The following is a 20,520-nucleotide window of genomic DNA, read 5'->3' on the forward strand; positions in this document are numbered from 1 at the left end:
CTACCCGCCTGACCAAAGCTCTCAGAGATCTGATCTCCGGTGAAGGCGGAATCCATGCACCTGGTTTCATAGTCAGACAGAATCGGGCAATCAAGGCGGCATCAAGTTTATCTGTCTTGGTGCGCAGCAGTTCGCTCTGAGCAAATCCTTTGATCCTGGCGGGGTTGACAACGCTAACCATGTGGCCGGCCTCATGAAGATAGATTGCCAGCTCCTCTCCATAGTTGCCCGTGGCTTCCATACAGGCATGAATCTCGTTCATTCCCTGTTTCTCAAGCCAGAGCCGTAACACCTCAAAACCTTCTGCCGAATTCTTACAGGTCTTATGTTTTGTCTTACCCTCTGTAAGAAGCGCGGCATCGAACTTCTGTTTCGCAATATCTATCCCAAGAACCGATACTGACATAGAAATACCCCCTCTAAAAATATCACCCTTGATAAAAAAGCTTCGTTCGAATCAACCTTGCAAGTGCAAACTCATTCCCATCTATGAAGGTTTATGATACCGTACGAGTTATGAACAAAGCAGTGGGAAGAGGATCTACTCTACGAGCCATGCTCTCTGGCATCAGGTGTAACACAGATTCTCTCCTCCCATTCTACCCCGACGTCCCAGGGTAGTTTACAACATTCTTGGCCCCATGAGAACACAAGGTGCTTTCCACGTTTCGGCAAGTGACAGGAAATTCTCGTATTCCATTCCATTTTACGGGTTATAATCGCTTCTTCCCCAAGGACCTCACAAGCCAAAAATATGGAGGTGTGCCATGACTACGAAAGAAGCGATAACCCTGTTCAAATATTATCTTCTGTCGAACCATAAAACGAGAACCATTGAGAGTTACACCCTTCTGCTTGACCGGTTCAATACGATTCATGCTGAGAAGCTCTTGAAGGACACCACCCCCGATGAGATTTTCCATTTTCTGGAAGACCTGACAAGGAATCTGGCCAAATCAACCAGGAGGCTCCGGTATGCACAGTTGAAAGCCTTCTACAATTTTATCATTGATCGTTGCTCCCTGAACATGAGAAATCCCTGTAATGTCTCATTGCTGAGCAAGTCATTCAAAGCCCCGAAACAAGTCCCGCACAAGATCATAGAACGGGAAACCGTGGACGAAATGATCTACAACACAACAAAGCAGCGGGATCGGCTGATATTAGAGCTACAGGCGCGCTGTGGGTTGAGGATTGGTGAATTGCTGAAGATCAAGGCGTCGGATGTCTCTGACAGAACCATCACACTCCGGGAACCAAAATCAGGCAAGGATACGGAAAGAGCCTACATGCCGGAGAACGTGTCCAGAAAACTGGCGGAATACATCACGGAGAAATCCCTTCAAGAAGAGGCGAGGGTATTTCCCATCTGCTATTCGACAGCAAGATCTCTTGTCCGTGGATTGGGAGCCAAACTGAACGTCCACGTGTCACCTCATGACCTTCGGAGATATTCAGCGACTTAGGCCAGCAGAAACGGTGTTCCTCTGGAAGTAGTATCAAAAGTAATCCTGAGGCACCAGGACCTGAAGACCACCCAGATCTATCTCGGCAAGATCAGCGATTCTGAAGCGATCCGCTGGATGGACAATCTTCACGGAAAATAGGACCGTCCAACATAACCAATTGGAACGTTGAGGTCTTTGGGGTTCATACATCGTGATCAGATCGTCCGTAAGGCATTATCTTTATGTCAATAACTGCAGGTTTCAACCAGAAAACATTGGACATGTTTTCAGAGAATACCTGATGAGTTCAAATGCCATTCATCAGACTCAAGAAACCTTTGCTTACCCGTGATTTTCTCTTGACAAGCGTAACCCTCTTGGTTACAGTACCAACCATGATAAAGTCTTTTATCCACAAAGGCCTGGAAGATTTTTTCTACGATGGAACTCGTAAAGGCATACAAGCCAAGCATGCTTCCAAACTAGTGGCGATATTGGATAGGCTTGATGCGGCAAATGAAATCAAGGATATGAACTACCCCGGCTCCGGCCTTCATCTACTGCTTCCCAAAACGAAGGGGCGCTGGTCGATAAAGGTCTCCGGTAACTGGCGTTTGACGTTTGAATTCAAGAATGGAGAAGCACTGAACGTAGACGTCGAAGACTATCATTGAAAGGGACTGTTATGCGAACACGAAAACGACCGCCGTCTCATCCGGGATCGATTCTCAAGCTTCATTACCTAGACCCGTCAGAGATCAGTGTTACTGATCTAGCGAGGGAGTTGAGATTGTCGAGAAAAACAGTATCCAAAATACTGAACGAACGCGGCGCCGTGACAACGGATGTTGCCTTGCGGTTGTCCAGAGCGTTTGATACTACTCCTGAGTTATGGTTGAATCTTCAGAGAAATTACGATCTCTGGCATACGGCGAATGAGACGACTGATTGGCAGGCAATAAACCCTATACTGAAAATCGCACATGTAAGCGCATAGAGGATGCCTTTCTTCCTGTACCCAGTAAAACGTCACCCTTGAAGAAATTGCTTGACTACAAACAGAAATAAATGAGACCAATTACTTAGAGATCACGAAAAAAGATGGGAACATTGGTTTTTTATTTTCACCTGAAGCATAATATGTTTTATGGAGAAGGTGGGTGCGGGGATTAAGGGGCAACTTCCTTGAATATATAAATGTTAACCTCGACGAAAATACTCGACTTTAAAATGTAATCATTGATGTTCTCCTCCTCTGTAATTATGAAAGGAGTACAAATAATGAGAAGTAACTATTTCCCTGGGTACCGAATCTTTTCGGCAATTCTGGTCGCATTAACGCTGTTGACTGGCGGAATTGTGCCAATGGCGAGCGCCTCGGACTACGAGGGAGCAATCACAGCCAAGCTGAGCGAGATCCAGGCGAAACAGGCCGAACTGCTGGCCGCGTAGCGCGAACTGGATATCCTCAGCCAGTTTCTGGGCGACTACGACACCAAAACCGGGAATCTCGCCAGCGCCTGCCAGCAACTCAGGGACTCAGACGCCGTGCTCTTGGACATCCAGAAGAAGAACCTCATCAAGTCCGCAATCAAGTTGGCCATCTTGACCTGCACCACGGTCGCCAACACCATCAACTCCGGCAAGGCCGCCGCCAACGAACTCATCACCAGCGGCATCAGGAGCACCCTCAACAACGTCGTCCAGGAAAAACTCACCGGTGACCGGCAGGAAGAAGTCCTGGCTGCGCTCGGCCTCGATGACGCAACTCTCAGTAAGCCGCGCGTCGTTAAAATCAAGGCTGTCTCCGACGCGGCGCGCGCCACCTATCCCGTCCTAGCCAACGTGCAGAAGACGCTGAAAATGCGCCTCGAGGCGGTGAGGGGTATGGTCATCGCGGAGAATGGCGGCGATGAAAGCAAAGATCCCGGCTACGTGGGTGCGACCCTCCGCAAGAACATCATGGTGCGCACCGAGATTGCCGCCGCCCTCGACACCCTCGGCGCCCTCGGCACCAAGACGGCCGAGGCCAAGACCGACGCCGACACCAACCTGCCCTTAGCACAGGCCGTGGTGGATGAACTCACCGCCGATCTCGCCGCGCTCACCGCCGCGCTGGAAGAATTGAAGGCCCAGCAGCGCCAGGAAGAGGAAGAAGCCCGGCTCACCGCCAACGAGGCAGCGGTCACGCCGCCGGTCCCTCAGCGTATCCCGACGGTCTCGGTGACTCCCGTCGACGGCGAGACGGAAGCGGATTACCAATACCGCAGGGCTTTAGCCATTCGTGATGCCGCCATAGCGAAATGGAATGACGAGACACCGCCCCTGAACTCTTCGATCAGCGACTGCCAGGCCCAGATCGAAGCGGCGCAAAGTGAAATCAACGCGGCCGTGTCCACCTCCATCACCGTGCCCAGGGTTGCCGACTTTATCTCCGCCTACGGCGGGGGCGACGCACTCGATGCCAACACGACGGCCTCCTATAAGGACTCGGTCAGCTCATACGCTGCCATCGAACAACGGATCACTGACGTGACCCCCGTTGGACCGGCGCTGCCGGGGATCATTACAAAAGTTGAGGCACTCACCGACCTCTACAACACGCTCTTCAACCTGCAAAACCAGGTTCTCTCGCTCGTTGATCTGCTCGCCGATTGCAATGCGAGTGGTGGGGAAAATCAATATTACCCTGCATGGGTCACCATCCCCGGCATGGGGCAGGCACCCGCCGAGGACTTGGCGGTCGTTCTCACCCAGCATCTCAATCTGCTCCCCTTGGCACTTGCCAACGCTCGCTCCCTGAGCGACAAGCTCGCCGCCGCCACCGATGCCTGGAGCAGCGGCATCGGCTCAGTTCGCACCGACCTCGACGAAAATCTCGTTGCAGCCGAGACCGCCTTGACCGCGCTGATCGCCCAGGGCGCCGCATGGGAGAATGCGTTGGCAGCGTCTCCGGGCCTCGTGCTCGATCCCCTTGACCCACTCATCACCGAAACGTACCGACGCCTCGGTTATTTTTCCGAAAACCCCGACGACTTTACTCTCGTTTTGGGGCATGCCTTCGATATGGCGACGTACAAGGCTTCGTTGCTCGCCGCTCTACTCGTCACGCCGGGCTCTGAGGGGCTCGCCACCGCCCGCGGACTGCGGGCCAAATACGACGCTCTGGTCGCCGCCAACCCGGCCATCAAGGATGCCTACGATGCCGCTTGGCAGAGCTATCAGTCTGCGTTCGCAGGCGTTCAAGCCTATGCCGGGGAGGAGGGAGCGCCCGGTTTCCCCGTGTATGATGACTGGACCCAGGCGGCAGCCTACACCTCTACCGCACACCCGGTCGATGCCTCGGCCGTGACGAACCAGGCCGCGCGCTACCACGCGCTCTACAACACGAGTAATTGGTCATTATATACCAGTCTTACAGGCGGCGCACTCATTGGTGGAGAGAATAATGCTGAAATTCTCTCTTGGATGGGACTTCCGAATATGCATCAACTGCCCGATCCCGGTCTTGACGACCCCGCCAGTTACCTCCCGCACCGCATCGCCGCAATGAAGGCCGTTATCATCGAAGACGGGCCGACTTGGCTCCCTCTTGCTGAGGATGCCTTCAACGCCCAATTCAACGATACGATGGCTGCGCTTTGGATCATGGATAGCGAGGCCTTCCAAGCGGACGACGGCAGCCAGGCGGTCGTCGAGGCGCTCAGAGGCGAGCTTGCCCCGCTCCAAAGCGCCTACTATGCGGCCCACCCGGCACCGACGATCGTCGACCAGCCGGCCAGCAGCGTAATCCCGGCAGGCACTACGGCGCAGCTCTTCGTCACAGCCACAAGCGATTTGCTGACTTACCAGTGGTCCATGTCGGCGGATTCCGGCGGCATGTATTCGGACATCGTGGGCGCCACATCCAGCACGCTGACCACGCCGGTTCTCTCCGCGACCCGCTGGTTTCGCGTCGTGATCAGGAACCCGGGCGGCACCGTCGGCAGCGATCCCGCGCGTATCGAGGTTTCCGGAGGATCTTCGGACTTTGGCTTTACCAGCGCCGCCTCGGCCTCCGCTCAGGTCGGCGTCCCGTTCAACTGGACGTTTACTACCTCCTCCGCCGGCATGATCAGTGTCAACCCCCAAACGACGACCCTCCCGCCAGGACTTACGTTTATGCCTGGCACAACGGGAACGCTGGAAGGCACCCCCACCGCCGCCGGTGCTTGGGAGATATTTCGGTCACGGCCAGCAAGCAGAGCCTGCCGGGCCCTCCAGGGCCTCCAGGCCAGCCTATTCAACAGACCTTTCATCTCACCATCGCGCCGCAGGATTCAAACTCAGTCACCCTCGCGGATGCCATCTTGGCCCTCCAGGTGGTCTCGGGTGTAACTCCGGTTGCCTCCTCAAGCAAATTGGCCGACGTGAATGGCGACGGGAAGATCGGCTTGGCCGAAGTCATTAATATTCTGCAGAAGGTGGCAGGGACGAGACAAAATTAGTTGATAACAATCGTTAATCGTCAGCCCAATCAAGTAATTGATGCCGTGGACTCGTAGGCGGAGACAACAAAAAATGCATGTTTTTTTGATAAGCATTACGGGTCGTAACTCTGCTACAAAATCGAACCGACCTCCCTTACTGACTACAATAAAATATCGACAAGCACCTGATTATTCGATTTCGCCGATCAGGTGACAATGAAATTGCTTGCTATCGGGATCTGATCTCTTCTTTTTTCACGAAAGTACGCATACCGGATGAACCTTAAATAATCTGCGGCGCTCAAGGAAAGCGGAGCTCAATGTTCACAAATCGGCAAGCTGGTTGATTTGGAAATTGTCAAACGCGAAGGTCAGGCCAGAGCCAGCTATTATGTGATGCGCTGACCGGTTGTCGATTTGGTGATCTGGGCGATTTATCGTAAATACGAATACGGGGATGAAAGATATCCAACTTTTCTCACATTCTATCGATTCGATAGGTTATTGAATCATCCTTTCAGGGGGCAGCAATGAAGGCTGTTCGGATAATCGATGAATTCTGGTTGCTCATCGCCTTTGTTTCTGATAGATTACCCCATTATTATCGGGATATTTCTCCGAATGGACTGAAAGTATGCTGATCGCCATCAACAATCAGAACCCCCAGTTGCGACTTGTGCGCCGGGCGGTGGAGGCCTTTCGCGACGGCGGGATCGTCATCTATCCCACCGACACGGTCTATGGAATGGGGTGCGATCTGTTCAACAAAAAGGGCATTGACCGGATTTATGAAATCCAGCGGCGCGACCGGAAAAAGCCGCTCAGCTTTGTCTGCGCAGATCTCAAGGACATCAGCCATTATGCAAGGGTTACCGACGAGGCTTATAAAATCATGCGCCGTCTGCTTCCGGGGCCCTACACGTTCGTCCTCGAAGCCTCCCGGATAGTCCCCAAAACCATCCTTCCCAAAAGGCAGACAACGGGCATCCGCGTACCCGACAACCGCATCTGCCAGGCCCTCGTCGCCGAACTGGGTTCGCCCATCATCAGCGCCAGCGTCAAGGATGAGGACGGGGAGCTGCTGAGCGACCCGCGCATCATCGAAGAACTCTTCGGCAGACGGGTAGATATGATCATCGACGGCGGCATCATCGTCGCCAAGCCTTCGAGTGTCATCAGCATTCTGGAGGAAGGGCCGGAGGTGCTCCGAGAAGGAAAAGGCGACGTATCGGCCTTTCTACAATAAACAGGCGGTTTGAGGACGACGCACGAAGATGCGCTCCGGGCACAGACCGCCGCAAAAAATAATCTCTTAAGGAAAAGGACATGTATGAGTAAAAAAATGCTGATCAACGCCGTCCACACCGAGCAGAAGCGCATGGCGGTCGTGGAGGACGGCAAACTGGTCGAATTCAACATCCAGATGGCCGTCCGGGACCCGATAACGGGGAATATTTACAAAGGGATAGTGATGAAGGTGGAACGGGGACTGCAGGCGGCTTTCGTAAATTACGGCGGCAAGAAGGACGGATTCCTGCCGCTGCGGGACGTAAGCGCCAATAACTACTCGGAAACGAACGGCTCTCATGACGGCGCGCGCCAGACGCTCAAGCCGGGGCAGGAAATACTGGTGCAGGTGCTCCGGGAGGTCAGCGAACGCAAGGGCGCCCTTCTGACATCATATATATCGCTGCCGGGACGATATCTGGTGATGCTTCCCAACAAGGAAAGCAGCGGCATCTCCCGCAAGATCGAAGACGAGGAGGATCGCAAGCGGCTTAAGGAGCTGATTGAACAGATCAAAACCGAAGAGGGAATGGGGTTCATAGTCAGAACCGCCGGGATGAACCGTACCAAGCAGGAGCTTTCCCGCGATTATCAGCACCTCTTCCGGCTGTGGACGGAAATCAAAAAAAAGGCCGCCGAACTCGCCGCCCCGGCCTTGATATATCAGGAGAGCGCCTTCGGAGTTCGTTCGCTCAGGGACTACTTCACAACCGACATAGATGAAATTCTTGTTGATGACGCAGAAACGTTCCGCCAGATGAAAACCTACTGCAAGGCGGTTGCGCCCCGCAATCTGAAGATAATAAAATTAGACAAGGAAAAAACGCCTCTTTTCGACAAACACCAGTTAGAAGAGCAGATTCGCGTCATCTACCAGGAACGGGCCGATCTAAAATCAGGCGGCTATCTGATCATCAACCCCACCGAGGCGATGATCACCATCGACGTCAACTCCGGGCGGGGCTCCCATAAACGCAACGTCGAGGAAACCGCCTACCAGACCAATCTGGAAGCGGCGGAGGAGATTGCCCGTCAGCTCCGCCTGCGCGACCTGGGCGGATTGATCGCGATCGACTTTATCGACATGATGGATCAGAAACACAACGCCGAGGTGGAAAAGGCCTTCAAAAAGGCCTTGACGATGGATCGGTCGCGCATCCAGCTTGCCCACATCTCCAAGTTCGGCATACTTGAACTCTCCAGGCAGAAAAAGCAATCCACAATCCAGGAGATAAGCTACACGGCGTGTCCTTACTGCCATGGCCGGGGGATGCGTCCTTCCCTTGAATATATCGCGCTCAACGCCTATCGCAAGGTGGAAACACAGGCCGTAAAGGGACTCGCCTCCGAGATAAAGGTTAACGTGCACAATGAGATAGCCGATTATCTGCAGAACCAGAAACGGGCAGAAATCAGCCGCCTCGAAACTGATTACGGGATGTCGATCCATATCTACGGCAGCCACGAAATGGCATGGGAGGAGTGCAAACTTGAGGCAACAAAACGGGAGCTGCCGCCCCCGGCCGAAATAACTCAACCAAGGAATACGGAGGCAAACGAGAAAGAGTCGGAAGAAGACGAGCCATTGGAAACAGAGCAGCGGGAAGAACCGGAGCCGAAGAAATCGCCCAGCGTCAGGGGTGTAGAGAAAAAACAAAAGGAATCCGTTCCCAATAATGGCCGGCAGAACATTGTCAAGCTGAGCGAAAACGGCTCAGGAAACAAGGCAGCGCAAACCCCGCCCAAACAGCAGGAGATTCAACCTGCAAAAAATCCTCCGGCGCCGGCGGAAAACGGGGAACAGGCAGCCGAACCGGTAAAAAAGAAATCCCACCGGCGCCCTCGCCGCCGCCGCAAGGCCCCCACGGACGGCTCATCCGCCGCCGCTGCAACAACGATTGCGGCCGCTGCCCCCTCCGAAGAGAAAAGGCAGGAGATGTCAGCAATTAAGCCGCCTCCGCCGGCGGCCAAAAACAGAATTGCCAATCCGCCGGCGGCCAAAAACCCCCTGCCCAAAAATAAACCGACTGAAAGAAAAGAGAAGGCCATCCTTGAAGATCCTCTCCATAAACTGAAGAAGGTCTTTGAGGAATTCGAAGATAACGACTAAAAAGGGGAAAAGATGTTAAAGGGAAAGAAAATCGCCGTAATCGGCGGCGGGGTAATGGGCGGGGCTCTGGTGCAGGGAATAATTTCCCTGAGCGCCGTAAATCCTCACTCTTTGACCGTTGCAGATACCGATGAGGTTCGGCTGAAAGAGCTTGCCGGCAGACTAAAGGTGTCGGTTACAACCGACAATCGTGAAGCGCTGCGCGGCGCCGACGTGCTTTTACTGGCCGTCAAGCCCCAGAAAATGGGGGAGGTTCTCGCCGGGCTTGACGCCTCACTGGCGCCCGGGATGACCTGCATCACGATCGCGGCGGGGATTGCGACCTCCTTTATCGAGGAGCGCCTCGGACAAGGGGTACGGGTCATTCGCGTTATGCCGAACATGCCCGCATTGATCGGCGAAGGGGCGGCGGCTCTCTGCCGAGGCGCTTTCGCCACCGCTTACGATATGCAGTTGGCAAGGGGAATTTTTGATGCCGTCGGCATAACCGTAGAGGTCAAAGAAGAGCTGATGGATGCAGTCACGGCGCTCAGCGGCAGCGGCCCGGGCTACGCCTTTTTCATTATTGAAGCCTTCGCCGAAGCGGGAGTCCGGATGGGATTTGACCGGGATGTCTCGCTGAAGCTGATCGCCCAAAGCCTGATCGGCTCGGCAAAGCTCTGCCTGAAGGGGGAGAAGACCCCCGCTGAGTTCAGAAAGATGGTCGCCACCCCCGGCGGCACCACGCTTGCCGGCCTGAAGGTTATGGAGGACGGAAAACTCAAGGAGATGATCGCCGCGGTCGTTGAAGAGGCGACGAAGAGATCAGCCGAGTTGGGGGGCCGGCAATACACGCCGCCCACAACTGCCCCGGATCATCTTCTTAAACCTGATTGACTTGATTTCATAAGGGAATGCTTATGCTGAACGAGGCAAATGTTGAAGGACGAAAAATCACCTTCTGGGGCAACGATGGGGGTCTCTACCCGCAGCGGCGAACCCTTGTTTTCATCCACGGCTCAGGCGGCACTCACGAGGATTGGAATGAGCAGCTTGTCGCCTTGCCAAATGACTTTAATATCGCCGCTTTGGATCTTCCTGGTCACGGAAAATCGGAGGGACCGGGGGAACAGGATGTATTTGCCTACGTCGCGTTTGTCGAGAAATTCCTAAAAAATGCCGGCATCGTCCAGCCGGTTCTGATCGGCCATTCGCTGGGCGCGGCAATCTGCCTGAGCTTTGCGATCAAATACGGCGACGAAGCCGCCGCCATTGTCCCGGTCGGCGGAGGCGTCCGAATGCCGGTCAATCCGCTCATTCTTGACGGCCTGAAGAATAACCCCACCGAGACTATCGCCGCCATCGCCAAATTCTCTATCACCAAGGCCAACAGGGAAAGATTCGCTGCGCAACTTGCGGACGCTATTTCCAGAACGAAGAGTGAAACGATTCATGGCGATTTCACCGCCTGCAACAGACTTGAGCTAACCTCTGCCATTAAAGGAATAAGGATTCCGACGCTGGTTGTCTGCGGGGCAGAAGACAAGATGACCCCCCCGGCCCTGTCCGAGTATCTGCGGGATAACATTCCCGGGGCAAGGCTTGCCTTGATTCCGGCAGCAGGGCATTTTGCAATGCTGGAAAACCCGAATGAATTCAATATTACGCTGACTGATTTCGTAAATTCGCTGCCGAAACAGTCAGTTGAATCTTGAAATATTTTTAAGGAGCATCCACATGTTTATACTGGGTAATTTTATCGCGGCCATTGCCCGCATCTTGGATATTCTTCTCAATATCTATATGTGGATTATAATTATCCGCGCGGTCTTGTCGTGGGTAAATCCCGATCCCTACAATCCGCTCGTCCGCCTTATCCATCAGTTGACAGAGCCGGTGATGGCGCCGATCCGCCGTCGGATTCCCCTGCGGGGAGGCGGAATGGACTTTTCCCCGCTTGTTATCCTGCTGGCAATCGTCTTTCTGCAGAGTTTCCTGGTATCGAGCCTGCTGCAGCTTTCCAACTATTTGCGCTGACGAAGCCCCGCATGATCCCCTTAAGTCAAACCGAAGACGGCGTTATTTTCCATGTCCGGGTCGTGCCGCGGGCATCCCGTTCGGAGCTTGCAGGCGTTCAGGAAGATGCCCTCAAGCTCAGGATAACGGCGCCCCCTGTAGATGGTAAGGCAAATGAAGAATGCATCCGGGTGCTTGCAGATTTTTTCGGCGTGAAAAAACGACAGGTGACGATTATCAGCGGCCATGCCTCCCGCACAAAGACGATCGCCATAGCAGGAAAGAGCAGCGGGGAAATAGCCGCTCGCTTGGTGAAACTGCCCTCCGGTAACGAGAAGTGATCCTGCTTTTTGCAAAGGAATATCAGGCACATGAACTTAAGATCTTCTTTGTCGGCAGGCAATATCCATAGCGACAACTATTTTAGGAATTTATTCGATGTCTGATAAAAAATATTCCGAAAATTCTCTGGTTGTCCGGGCGGCGGGCGTTGTGGGAATGGCGACGCTGCTTTCCCGCCTTTTCGGATTTCTTCGGGATATGATAGTCGCCGGTCTATTCGGCGCCGGCCTGGCCACGGATGCCTTTTTTGTCGCCTTCAGGATCCCGAATCTGCTGCGGCGGCTCCTCGCCGAGGGGTCGCTTACTGTATCGTTTGTCCCTGTTTTCACTGACTATCTGAAGAAGAAAAACCGGGAAGAGGCGATGAGGCTCGCCAACGTCGCTTTCACCGCCCTGTCCATCCTGCTGGTTGTAGTTTCGCTTGCCGGGATCATCTTTTCCCCGCTGATTGTAACGGCAATGGCGCCTGGCTTTGTCAAATCGCCGCCCCGTTACGAGCTGACGGTTTACCTCACCAGACTCATGTTCCCGTATATCTTTTTCATCTCCCTCGTCGCGCTTTGTATGGGGATTCTCAATTCCCTCCGCCATTTCGTAGCGCCGGCTATCGCCCCGGTGCTTTTGAACATCTCGATCATTCTGTCAGCCTTGTTTCTTCGCAATCTTTTCCATCCCCCGATAGTTGCGCTGGCCGCAGGCGTTGTGATCGGCGGCGTCCTGCAACTGGCATTGCAGATCCCTTTTCTTTTGCGCATGGGGGTAAACCTGAAGACTGATTTTCACTTCCGCCATCCGGGACTGAAAAGGGTAGCCCTGCTGATGCTCCCCGCCTTCTTCGGCGCGGCCATCTACCAGATAAACATCTTCATCGGGACGATTCTCGCGTCGCTGCTGCCCACGGGAAGCGTCTCTTTTCTTTACTATGCAGACAGGATTGTCGAACTCCCGCTCGGGGTCTTCGCGATCGCCGTCGGCACGGCAACATTGCCCAGTTTCTCGGAACAGGTCTCCCGGGGACAATTCACTGAGCTCAAAAAGACGCTTTCCTTTTCGCTCCGGCTGCTGCTTTTTATCACGATCCCCGCAACCATCGCGCTGATCGCCCTGCGCATTCCAATCATCTCGGTGCTTTTTGAAAGAGGCGAATTCAATCTCAATTCGACCATCCAGACCTCACGGGCACTGCTCTGCTACAGTATCGGCCTCCCCGCCTTCTCCGTTATTCGCATTATCGTCGCGGCCCACTACTCCCTCCAGGACACAAAATCGCCGATGAAGGCCGCCATCGTCGCCTTAATCGTCAACGCGCTTTTGAGCCTCGCCCTGATGTTCCCGCTGAAGCACGCGGGGCTTGCCCTGGCCACGTCAATCGCCTCGGTGGTGAATGTGGCGATGCTCTGGTTCATTCTGAGAATCCGCATTGGCGAGTTTCTGGATCGTGAATTCTACAGCTCCATTGCCAGTACAGGGCTATCCACGCTCGTCATGCTGGCGGTGATACTTTCGATTGATTTCATCTATCCCTGGAACACGGCCAATCCCTTTAACACAAGGCTGATTTATCTCTCCCTGTGCGTCGTGACCGGCGGCGCCGCCTTTTTCATCTCCGCCTTCTTCTTTCGCAGCCAGGAAATTGCCGCGGCAGTGACAGTTATCCGGCGACGTCTTCCGGCAAGGAAAAAATAAAAAGAGACTTGACAGTTCTGTAAAATTTTATCATAAGGATGCGGGTTCCGAAGGGAACGATAATTATATTTTAATGGAGGAAGATATGAAGAATTTCAGAAACACGGCATCATTATTAATTGTTGTTGCACTGCTCTTTTTATTCAGCGGCTGCGCAAAACCACCGGAGGCGGAGCAGAAAGCCGCCCAGACGGCCATGGAAGCCGCCGTCGCCGCCGGGGCAGACAAGTACGCCGTTGCCGAGTTAGGCGAGGCAAACAAGCTGAAGGAAACCGCAGACGCCCAGGTGAAGGAGAAAAAGTACAAGGAGGCCAAACAGGCCTACATAGACGCGAAAGCCGCTTTTGAAAAGGCTGCTGGCGCCGTTGAAGCCGGCAAGGCCGCCGCTGCCGCGGCCGCTGTTGCCGACGCCAATGCCGCATTGACGGCCGTTGAAGAGGGGTGGAAGGCCGTCGAAGCCGAGGCCGCCAAACTCGGGAAGAAACTGAAGGCGCAAAAAGCGGCCCTGGCGGCTGATACCAAGGCATTCGGGGACAACCTGAAGGCCGCCAAGGATATGGTCGCCACCGACGCCCTCGGCGCCAAGGCAAAAGCGGAAGAATTGAAAGGTCTGGTCGAGAAATGGGCGGCCTCTCTCAAGGATGCTGCGACCGCTCCCGTTAAGAAATAACAAGCTGATCAACTGATCAAGGGAAAGGCGTTCCGAAATTCTTCCAGTTTGGAACGCCTTTTTTATGTCCATCTTCTTGTTTTGCAAAACGCGGGACTTTACAGAGCATCGCCTGCGTAAGGTTAATAAGCAGAAAAGGCCCGTCACTGACGGGCCTTTTCTGCTTTCACTATCTGCCTTGTTTTATTTCTTTTTCTTCGGAACGAAAGGCACCTTAAGCCGTTTCCCCACATGGTCGCGTCCAAGATAGAAATTCAGCCACGACGACGTCTGGTAGAAATCCCAGTTGCAGGGCGGAACAGACGTATCCTTGATACTCTGCTCCTCGCCGTGCTTTTTAAGGCGTGCATAGGCCTGAACCCAGACACACTTTCTTTCGTTGGGGTAAACCTCGCACCACCCTTCGAAAGACCCTCCGCATGCCCCGTTGCGCTGTTTTTTAGGACACTGGCTCATCGGGCAGAGGTACGCAGTATCCATAAGGGCGCAGTCGCCGCAGTTTTCGCAGTCAAAAATCCCGACCTTGATCAAATGCTCGAGTTTAGAGAAGAAATGTTCAAAACCTGTGCCATCTACAGCTTTCATAAGAGACCGCATCGTTCCGAACAACCCCTTGCCCGGCTCAAACATCGTTTTATGCATCGTCCTGCTGAAGCTGTAACTGAAGGGGATCTCCGCATCAAGAGGACGGTTCTCGCGGACTGTCGGCTTGGACGTGTTTAGCCCCGTTTTCTCATCTTTTTCATAATAGTAAAAGCCCCCTGGCTGGGGAACATCAAATTCCCTGACGAGATCATGCCAGTTGGGAGCAAGCTCCTCCCCTCTGCCGATAATGAACTCGACATCGCCAATCGGAATGCCATGCCCGCCGATGTGAACGCCATCATAGCCCATACCCTTGAAACAGGCGAACATCTTTGCCGCCCGCTCCAGACGGGCGCCCTTGCCCTTGTCAGCGGCGTCCTTTTCTTTTTCAAGCTGAGCGAGCAATTCCTTCGTGACAACGCACCCCGGCACGAAGTTCTGGCTCATCGCCCGGCCCGCGCCAAAGGGAAGGATGTAGATATTGCCCATGACCGGCACATCCCACCCCTGCTGCCTGACAAACTGGATGAGTTCGTGAAACTTGCGCATGTCGTACCCCAGTTGGGGAACGATAAAATCAGCGCCAGCCTCTACTTTTTTCTTCAGTTTATAATACTGAATCACCTGCTCCGCCTCGTCGCGTTTAAACGGTGACACAGCGCAGCCCTTAAAGAACTCTGTTTTCTGAAGCTGGGCCGGCTTGGCGGCTGTGCCGACCTCCAGCCCGGCATTCAAATCGCCAACCAGGCGAAGTGACTGCACCGGATCGAGATCGAATACCGGTTTCGGACGTCCCTCAAAACCGCTGACCGGATAATCGCCGGTCATGATCAGCAGATTGCGCACCCCGGCGCGGGTCAGACCGTGCAGAAGTCCCTCCATCTGGTTGCGGTTTTTGTCCTTGCAGGTAAAGTGCACCAACGGCTCGATCCCCATACGGATGATCTCGGCGCCCAGAAATTCAGCGGAGATCGCGGGGTTGCCCCCGGGATTGTCGGTAATCGTCAAACCGTGAATCTTCTCATTTTTTGCCGCCGCGGCGGCGTTGGCAAAAATCGTCTCCTGAGCCTTCTCTTTGGCCCCTCTGCCCGGGACAAGCTCCCAGGTAACTGAAAATACTGACTTGTCGAGCAGGGCTTCCTTGAACTTGTTTTCCATTGTTCCCCCAAACAAAATTTAGGATTCTTTATTAAAGAGGACGGGCGAACCCAAGATTCGCCCGTACCTGTTTATAATCCCCTGGTATTCTTAAAACTTCGCAACCAATATTACAGGTCCAGCCAATCATCCGAGTAGAGCTTGTAGGCGCAAAGAACTTCTGTTGTTTTTACATAATCGAGTTGTTCTTTGGTAAGGGAGGCCCGATCGAGGGGCTCCTTGTCCATCGTCTTGAAAATGATCGCTTCGAGGTCCGGACGGCTGCCCGCGGCAAAATTCTTCATCCCCTCGTCAAACGCATCCAGGATGGCGCTGGACATCCCATAGCGCCTTAACATGGCAATGTAGGTCTGATTCAGGATCGGCCGCAGATGGTTGGGCGCCCCGTTCGAAACGTTGGAAACGCCGCAGGTTGATCGCAAACCGGGGGCCATTTCCTGAAGGTCCAGAAACATCTTCATAAACTCCACGACCGCCGGCACCTGCACATTGCTGATGGGGGTATTGCAGGGGGTAACAATCGGATCGATCCAGACATCCTCATTGGCAAGCCCGTACTGCTCCGCCTTCTGCATCAGCTCCGCCGCCAGTGCGCCGCGCTCCTCCGCATCCCGGGGCATTCCCGCGGGGCCCCAGAGCAGGGCGACTATCCCGGCGTCATATTTCTTCGCCAGCGGCATTTTGACATCGTAACTTTCCGGACGGGCCATGACCGAATTGATGACGGCCTTGCCTTTTTTGTTTTGATATGCCTTGAGTCCCGCTTCGATCGCCTCGGGATTGATGGTGTCAATGTACAGGGGAAGGTCGGTCACTTCCTGAACCGTTTTCACGATCCATTCCGCCATCCCCGCTGGGTCTTTTCTTGCAGGTCCAAGGTTGATGTCGATATAATCGACTCCGGCCTTCTCCTCGTCGATCGCCATCTTGCGAATCGGCTCGGGATCGCGCTCCTTCATTGCCGTGCCTGTTACCTTACCTATAATATTGAGATTCTCACCAATGCGAATCATAAATTACTCCTCCTTTTATCTTCAAATAAATGCTTTTATGGTTGCCCTTTTCATTAACCGGCGATTTCCAGCTTCAAGAAGGCGGACAGGTGCGCGGCCTCGCGCGGACCAATCTTTACATCCCAATCCGGTCCCAGCTCCTCTTCCAGATCGCCGCTTACGGAAGCGACATAACCGGGGATAATGATCTTTTTATGTTTAATCTTGTCCAGAATACCGCTTTTCTTGATAAACACCCCCATCGCATCGCCGACAAACTTCCCGGCAGCCCAGGCGGTAAGCACCGAGAGACCCTCTGTATCCATAACCAGAAGCCAGGTCGGAACGCGGCTGGCCTCGATCTCGCCGGAAACGATAAAGTAGGTAAGGGCAAAATTGGTGGTGATGGTGACCGGGGAATCCTCGGTCGGGTTGCCGATGGGATAGATGCCCTGCTTCATCATCATCGGACGCTGCGGATCGGTATAGAGATTGAGCCGTTCGACCAAAAGCGGGAAGAGGCTCTCGCCCTGGAAGTCGGAAAGGATTACCATCCCGGCATACTTGGCAACCAGCATCGCTGCAATAACCGTCTCCTTAAGAGGATCATCCGTCATCTCGCCGGGAAAAACGATCGGCGAAAAACCGAGGGAACGGTTCTTCTGGACGAGCGCGGCTCTGCGCAGAAAAACCATATCTTCGAAAACCTTCCTTACGGTCCGGGCGCCGCTGTCCAGCACGAGGTCCTTCACATCCGCCGCTACTATCTTATCCGTCAATTCCGACAGGCTGTTGAGGTTGTCGGATTTGGCAGTCAGCGGGCACTTGAACTCCTTGGCAAGAGCGGCCATCTCCGCGAAATTCTGTGCGGTCGCTGCGTAAATGATCGGCCGACGCTGGGAGGAAACCGCCAATGCCGCCTTCAAGGCATCTACGCTGTCGCTCATCAGCACCGGAATGGCATCCGTCTCGTCCATCACCCGTTTTACCAGGGTTGCGAACTTGGCCGCGTCGCCCGACACATTCTTGATCGCGATCATTTCAGCGCGGAGGATCAGACCTATCCACTCATATTTAAGTGAATTAAACTGTTTGATCCTGGATGCCACATCGGCTTCGGCCATGGCGTCGGTGATCAGCACGCCCAGACCTGTTTTGTTCACAAAGGTTTTTTCATGGCGGAACAGCACGGTCTCTCCGCCGACCGTCAGCTTGTTTTCCCCTTCGCCCATCGTAATGGGACGGATGGGAGGCGCGGACGCCTCGGACAACTGCGCCCTCGCTTCATCGGAGATGTAGGGGCACGCGCCCAGCTCCGCCTTTCCGGCCGCCAGGTTCATGGCAAACGCCAGGCAGGTGGGAACGCCACACTCCTTGCAATTTGTTTTCGGCAGCAATTTGAATATCTGAATCCCTGTAAGAGCCATAATTCTTACTCCTCTCTTTTCGCTCGTTATTTAGTGCTATCTATCACCGATATGCGGCGAGCGGGACAAAAATCCTGAGGATTTCTGCCCGCCCTTCCCCGTTTTTACCCATTAGAGTTCCAATACCGACGGCATTGACAGCGCCGGGTGACCCTTTTCCTCAAGGAACGGCAAAATCTCCTCTTCCGTAGTGCCAACCGTCTCATCGGCGATCATATCAACAAAATTGGGTATTCCCATCTCTTCGCCGCGCGCCTTCAGGCGGTCATAAAACTCATCTTTATAGATCTTCGGCATCCAGACCATCCGGGCCAGCCCGCCGTCCGCCGAGAGGAATTTCCTCTGAATGATATTGTATTTGCTGTGGCCCAAGAATCCCGGCGTCTGCGTTCCGCCACCAGCCGATCCGGCCAGCGTCGAAAACTTCATTCCGCAGGGAGTCATGCCCATGTAGTCGCGGTTAACCGTCATAAAGCCGTTGCAGGAGGGAAGCACGGCGGCAAGGCACTCGCAGCAGCCGCAGGTCGTCATCGGATCCTGCATCATGCTGTACATGCTAACCTTGTCGTAATTGCCATGCGATGATTTGACGGCAAAGTCGTTGGTGCCTACCCATTGCCCAAGCTTCTCATTGATAATTTCGCCCTTCGGCACCGGCTGGTTGGGGCCTGTCGGGTTGATCTCATTGGACGCCTTGCAGTCCATCCAGTTATAGGCGCCGCAAAGACCGGTCCGCTCGGGAGAAACAATGCAGACATGGTTGGGGGCAAAAGACTGGCAAAGGGTGCAGGAGTAAAAGGGATCGGTCGTTTCATCGGTCATCCCCTCGATCCTTTTATCCCTCTTCGCATAAGTTTCTCTTGCCAGAACCATCATTTCCTCGACCATCTTGCTGTCGGTTATGATCTTCACCTGGGCCTTGTCGAAGATGGCGCCGAAATCCTGATGAAATTTCGCATGCAGAATCTTGCCCAGATCGGCGAGCGTGAACCCCTTCTGAATGGCGCTCTTCCCGATGCGCACCCAGGCGATGTCGCGCTGGCCGATGTGCATGATCCCCTGGGCGTAGTTGATCAGGTGATGAACCTGCCGCTCCAGGATCGGCTCGAAGTCATCCTGCATCTTCCGACCTGCCACCTCCACTATCATGGCCAGCGGCAGCCTTCCCGGCGTCTCCTTGATAGAGTCAACATCAGGACCGATAACCTCTACCTTGCCGTCCTCAACTTCGTCAAGCCGCTTGGAAGTGACAAACTCAACGGCATGGGTGCGACCGCCGCCCATCTCCAGGAAGATGTCCTCGCCGCGCACCCGCTCTCCCTCGAAAGCCGGCCCATAGGAGAGGGGAATCGGCACCGACGTCACATTGACCTTGAGGCCTCTGACCTCGATCGCCTTCTGGACGATCTGCTCATGGGGGATATTAGAGACGACGTGTTCATAAGTGCATACGCCTGTCGGCAAAATCTCCGGGATCGGCGTATCGGCAATGGTCGGGAATCCGAAATTCACCGCCCCGGCGGCATTGGCATACCATTCGTCTGTGACAAAGCCCATCGGCATGACAAAGGCAAAGGTACGGTCTTTGTTGTACAAAAGGTTTTTACGGAAATCACCCGGCTTGACGCCGCCGAACGACATGGCGACGCGGCAGGCAAAACCGATCGCGAAAACGGCCGCGGTAATGTCCGGCCCGTAGGATACCAGACGGGTCGGCCAGCCGATCTGAACGCCGGCCTCGACGAGCTGCTCCGAAAAGCGCACGCCGTTGTTTTCGGCCGCCATAAAGATATACAGGTTTTTCTCCTGCAGCTCGATGGCGATTTTCGCCGCGATCTCCGGCGTGGGCGCCGCCCCTACAATGGCGGCAAAACCGGGGGCGGTTCCATCAACGAACTCGACGCCCCGCTTGCGGAAGATGACATCGTTGGCTGCCCCGAGCCAGATGTTGTCGGGAAGCACATCCTCCTGCTTGGTGTAAAAATCGGGCGCCTCCAGGTAGCGGATCGCTTCGATAATTTCCTCGGCGAAGAATGTCGCCATCCCGGCGTCCAGGGCCGGCGCAAGGTACGGCAGCGGGTTTTTCTCCTTGACCAATGGCGGCAGCAAGGCGCGGCAGCGGTCCAGTACCGGTTTTATATCCACCATCGTCTTGACGGGAATGCCGAGAATGGCATAAATTGTCGGCAGGTAATAGGCGGTATCAGGAAAGCCAACCTCATGATCAGGCCCCCATTTTTCGAGCGCCATCTGATAGTCCTTCTCCGCTCTCTCCACTATTTTATGAGCCCCTCGTATGGCTGCGGCTGCAATTATTTTAGACACGTTAAATCCTCCTTCCAAATCGTAAG

The 20,520-nt window shown here is 54.3% G+C and carries 17 protein-coding genes; 12 read left to right on the plus strand and 5 right to left on the minus strand.

What is annotated here, in order from left to right; all coding sequences use genetic code 11:
- Nucleotides 1–406 (minus strand): transposase (locus M0P74_05415; protein ID MCK9363021.1); only part of this gene is annotated, 406 nt, incomplete at its 3' end.
- Between the two features lie 361 nt (nucleotides 407–767).
- Here M0P74_05415 and M0P74_05420 point away from each other — a divergent pair.
- The 12 genes from M0P74_05420 (at nucleotide 768) to M0P74_05475 (ending at nucleotide 14,007) form a co-directional block, all read left to right on the plus strand.
- Nucleotides 768–1,466, plus strand: coding sequence for a site-specific integrase (locus tag M0P74_05420; protein MCK9363022.1), 699 nt, complete (start codon nucleotides 768–770; stop codon nucleotides 1,464–1,466).
- Nucleotides 1,467–1,759: 293 nt separating this feature from the next.
- Entirely contained in the window at nucleotides 1,760–2,122 is a 363-nt protein-coding gene (locus M0P74_05425) for a type II toxin-antitoxin system RelE/ParE family toxin (GenBank protein ID MCK9363023.1), read from the plus strand.
- Nucleotides 2,123–2,729: 607 nt separating this feature from the next.
- Complete coding sequence (locus M0P74_05430) at nucleotides 2,730–2,900, plus strand: hypothetical protein (protein MCK9363024.1); 171 nt, start codon at nucleotides 2,730–2,732, stop codon at nucleotides 2,898–2,900.
- Nucleotides 2,901–3,002: 102 nt separating this feature from the next.
- Nucleotides 3,003–5,825, plus strand: a complete 2,823-nt coding sequence (locus tag M0P74_05435) for a hypothetical protein (protein ID MCK9363025.1) — start codon at nucleotides 3,003–3,005, stop codon at nucleotides 5,823–5,825.
- Nucleotides 5,826–6,551: 726 nt separating this feature from the next.
- Complete coding sequence (locus tag M0P74_05440; protein MCK9363026.1) at nucleotides 6,552–7,163, plus strand: L-threonylcarbamoyladenylate synthase; 612 nt, start codon at nucleotides 6,552–6,554, stop codon at nucleotides 7,161–7,163.
- A gap of 84 nt (nucleotides 7,164–7,247) precedes the next feature.
- On the plus strand, nucleotides 7,248–9,314 hold the full coding sequence (locus M0P74_05445; protein MCK9363027.1) for an Rne/Rng family ribonuclease: 2,067 nt from the start codon (nucleotides 7,248–7,250) through the stop codon (nucleotides 9,312–9,314).
- Between the two features lie 12 nt (nucleotides 9,315–9,326).
- Entirely contained in the window at nucleotides 9,327–10,190 is an 864-nt protein-coding gene (gene proC / locus M0P74_05450) for a pyrroline-5-carboxylate reductase (protein MCK9363028.1), read from the plus strand.
- Nucleotides 10,191–10,213: 23 nt separating this feature from the next.
- Complete coding sequence (locus M0P74_05455; protein MCK9363029.1) at nucleotides 10,214–11,008, plus strand: alpha/beta hydrolase; 795 nt, start codon at nucleotides 10,214–10,216, stop codon at nucleotides 11,006–11,008.
- Between the two features lie 22 nt (nucleotides 11,009–11,030).
- A complete protein-coding gene (locus M0P74_05460) occupies nucleotides 11,031–11,330 on the plus strand; it encodes a YggT family protein (protein ID MCK9363030.1) in 300 nt (99 codons plus the stop codon).
- Nucleotides 11,331–11,341: 11 nt separating this feature from the next.
- Nucleotides 11,342–11,650, plus strand: a complete 309-nt coding sequence (locus M0P74_05465) for a DUF167 domain-containing protein (protein MCK9363031.1) — start codon at nucleotides 11,342–11,344, stop codon at nucleotides 11,648–11,650.
- Nucleotides 11,651–11,747: 97 nt separating this feature from the next.
- Nucleotides 11,748–13,337: a murein biosynthesis integral membrane protein MurJ gene (murJ, locus tag M0P74_05470; protein ID MCK9363032.1), complete on the plus strand. Its 1,590-nt coding sequence runs from the start codon at nucleotides 11,748–11,750 to the stop codon at nucleotides 13,335–13,337.
- 85 nt (nucleotides 13,338–13,422) lie between these two features.
- Nucleotides 13,423–14,007, plus strand: a complete 585-nt coding sequence (locus M0P74_05475) for a hypothetical protein (protein ID MCK9363033.1) — start codon at nucleotides 13,423–13,425, stop codon at nucleotides 14,005–14,007.
- A gap of 183 nt (nucleotides 14,008–14,190) precedes the next feature.
- Here the strand turns inward: M0P74_05475 and M0P74_05480 are convergent, their stop codons facing one another.
- From M0P74_05480 to acsB, 4 genes are all read right to left on the minus strand, one after another.
- Nucleotides 14,191–15,750, minus strand: a complete 1,560-nt coding sequence (locus tag M0P74_05480; GenBank protein ID MCK9363034.1) for a methylenetetrahydrofolate reductase C-terminal domain-containing protein — start codon at nucleotides 15,748–15,750, stop codon at nucleotides 14,191–14,193.
- A gap of 110 nt (nucleotides 15,751–15,860) precedes the next feature.
- The gene (locus M0P74_05485) at nucleotides 15,861–16,763 is read right to left on the minus strand and encodes a dihydropteroate synthase (GenBank protein MCK9363035.1); all 903 of its coding nucleotides are present in this window, start codon (nucleotides 16,761–16,763) and stop codon (nucleotides 15,861–15,863) included.
- A 53-nt stretch (nucleotides 16,764–16,816) separates the two neighbouring features.
- On the minus strand, nucleotides 16,817–18,169 hold the full coding sequence (gene acsC / locus M0P74_05490; GenBank protein ID MCK9363036.1) for an acetyl-CoA decarbonylase/synthase complex subunit gamma: 1,353 nt from the start codon (nucleotides 18,167–18,169) through the stop codon (nucleotides 16,817–16,819).
- Nucleotides 18,170–18,280: 111 nt separating this feature from the next.
- The gene (gene acsB / locus M0P74_05495; protein ID MCK9363037.1) at nucleotides 18,281–20,494 is read right to left on the minus strand and encodes an acetyl-CoA decarbonylase/synthase complex subunit alpha/beta; all 2,214 of its coding nucleotides are present in this window, start codon (nucleotides 20,492–20,494) and stop codon (nucleotides 18,281–18,283) included.
- Nucleotides 20,495–20,520: the final 26 nt, after the last annotated feature.

This window comes from Syntrophales bacterium (assembly GCA_023229765.1).
In the GTDB taxonomy this organism is placed as follows: Bacteria; Desulfobacterota; Syntrophia; order Syntrophales; family UBA5619; genus DYTH01.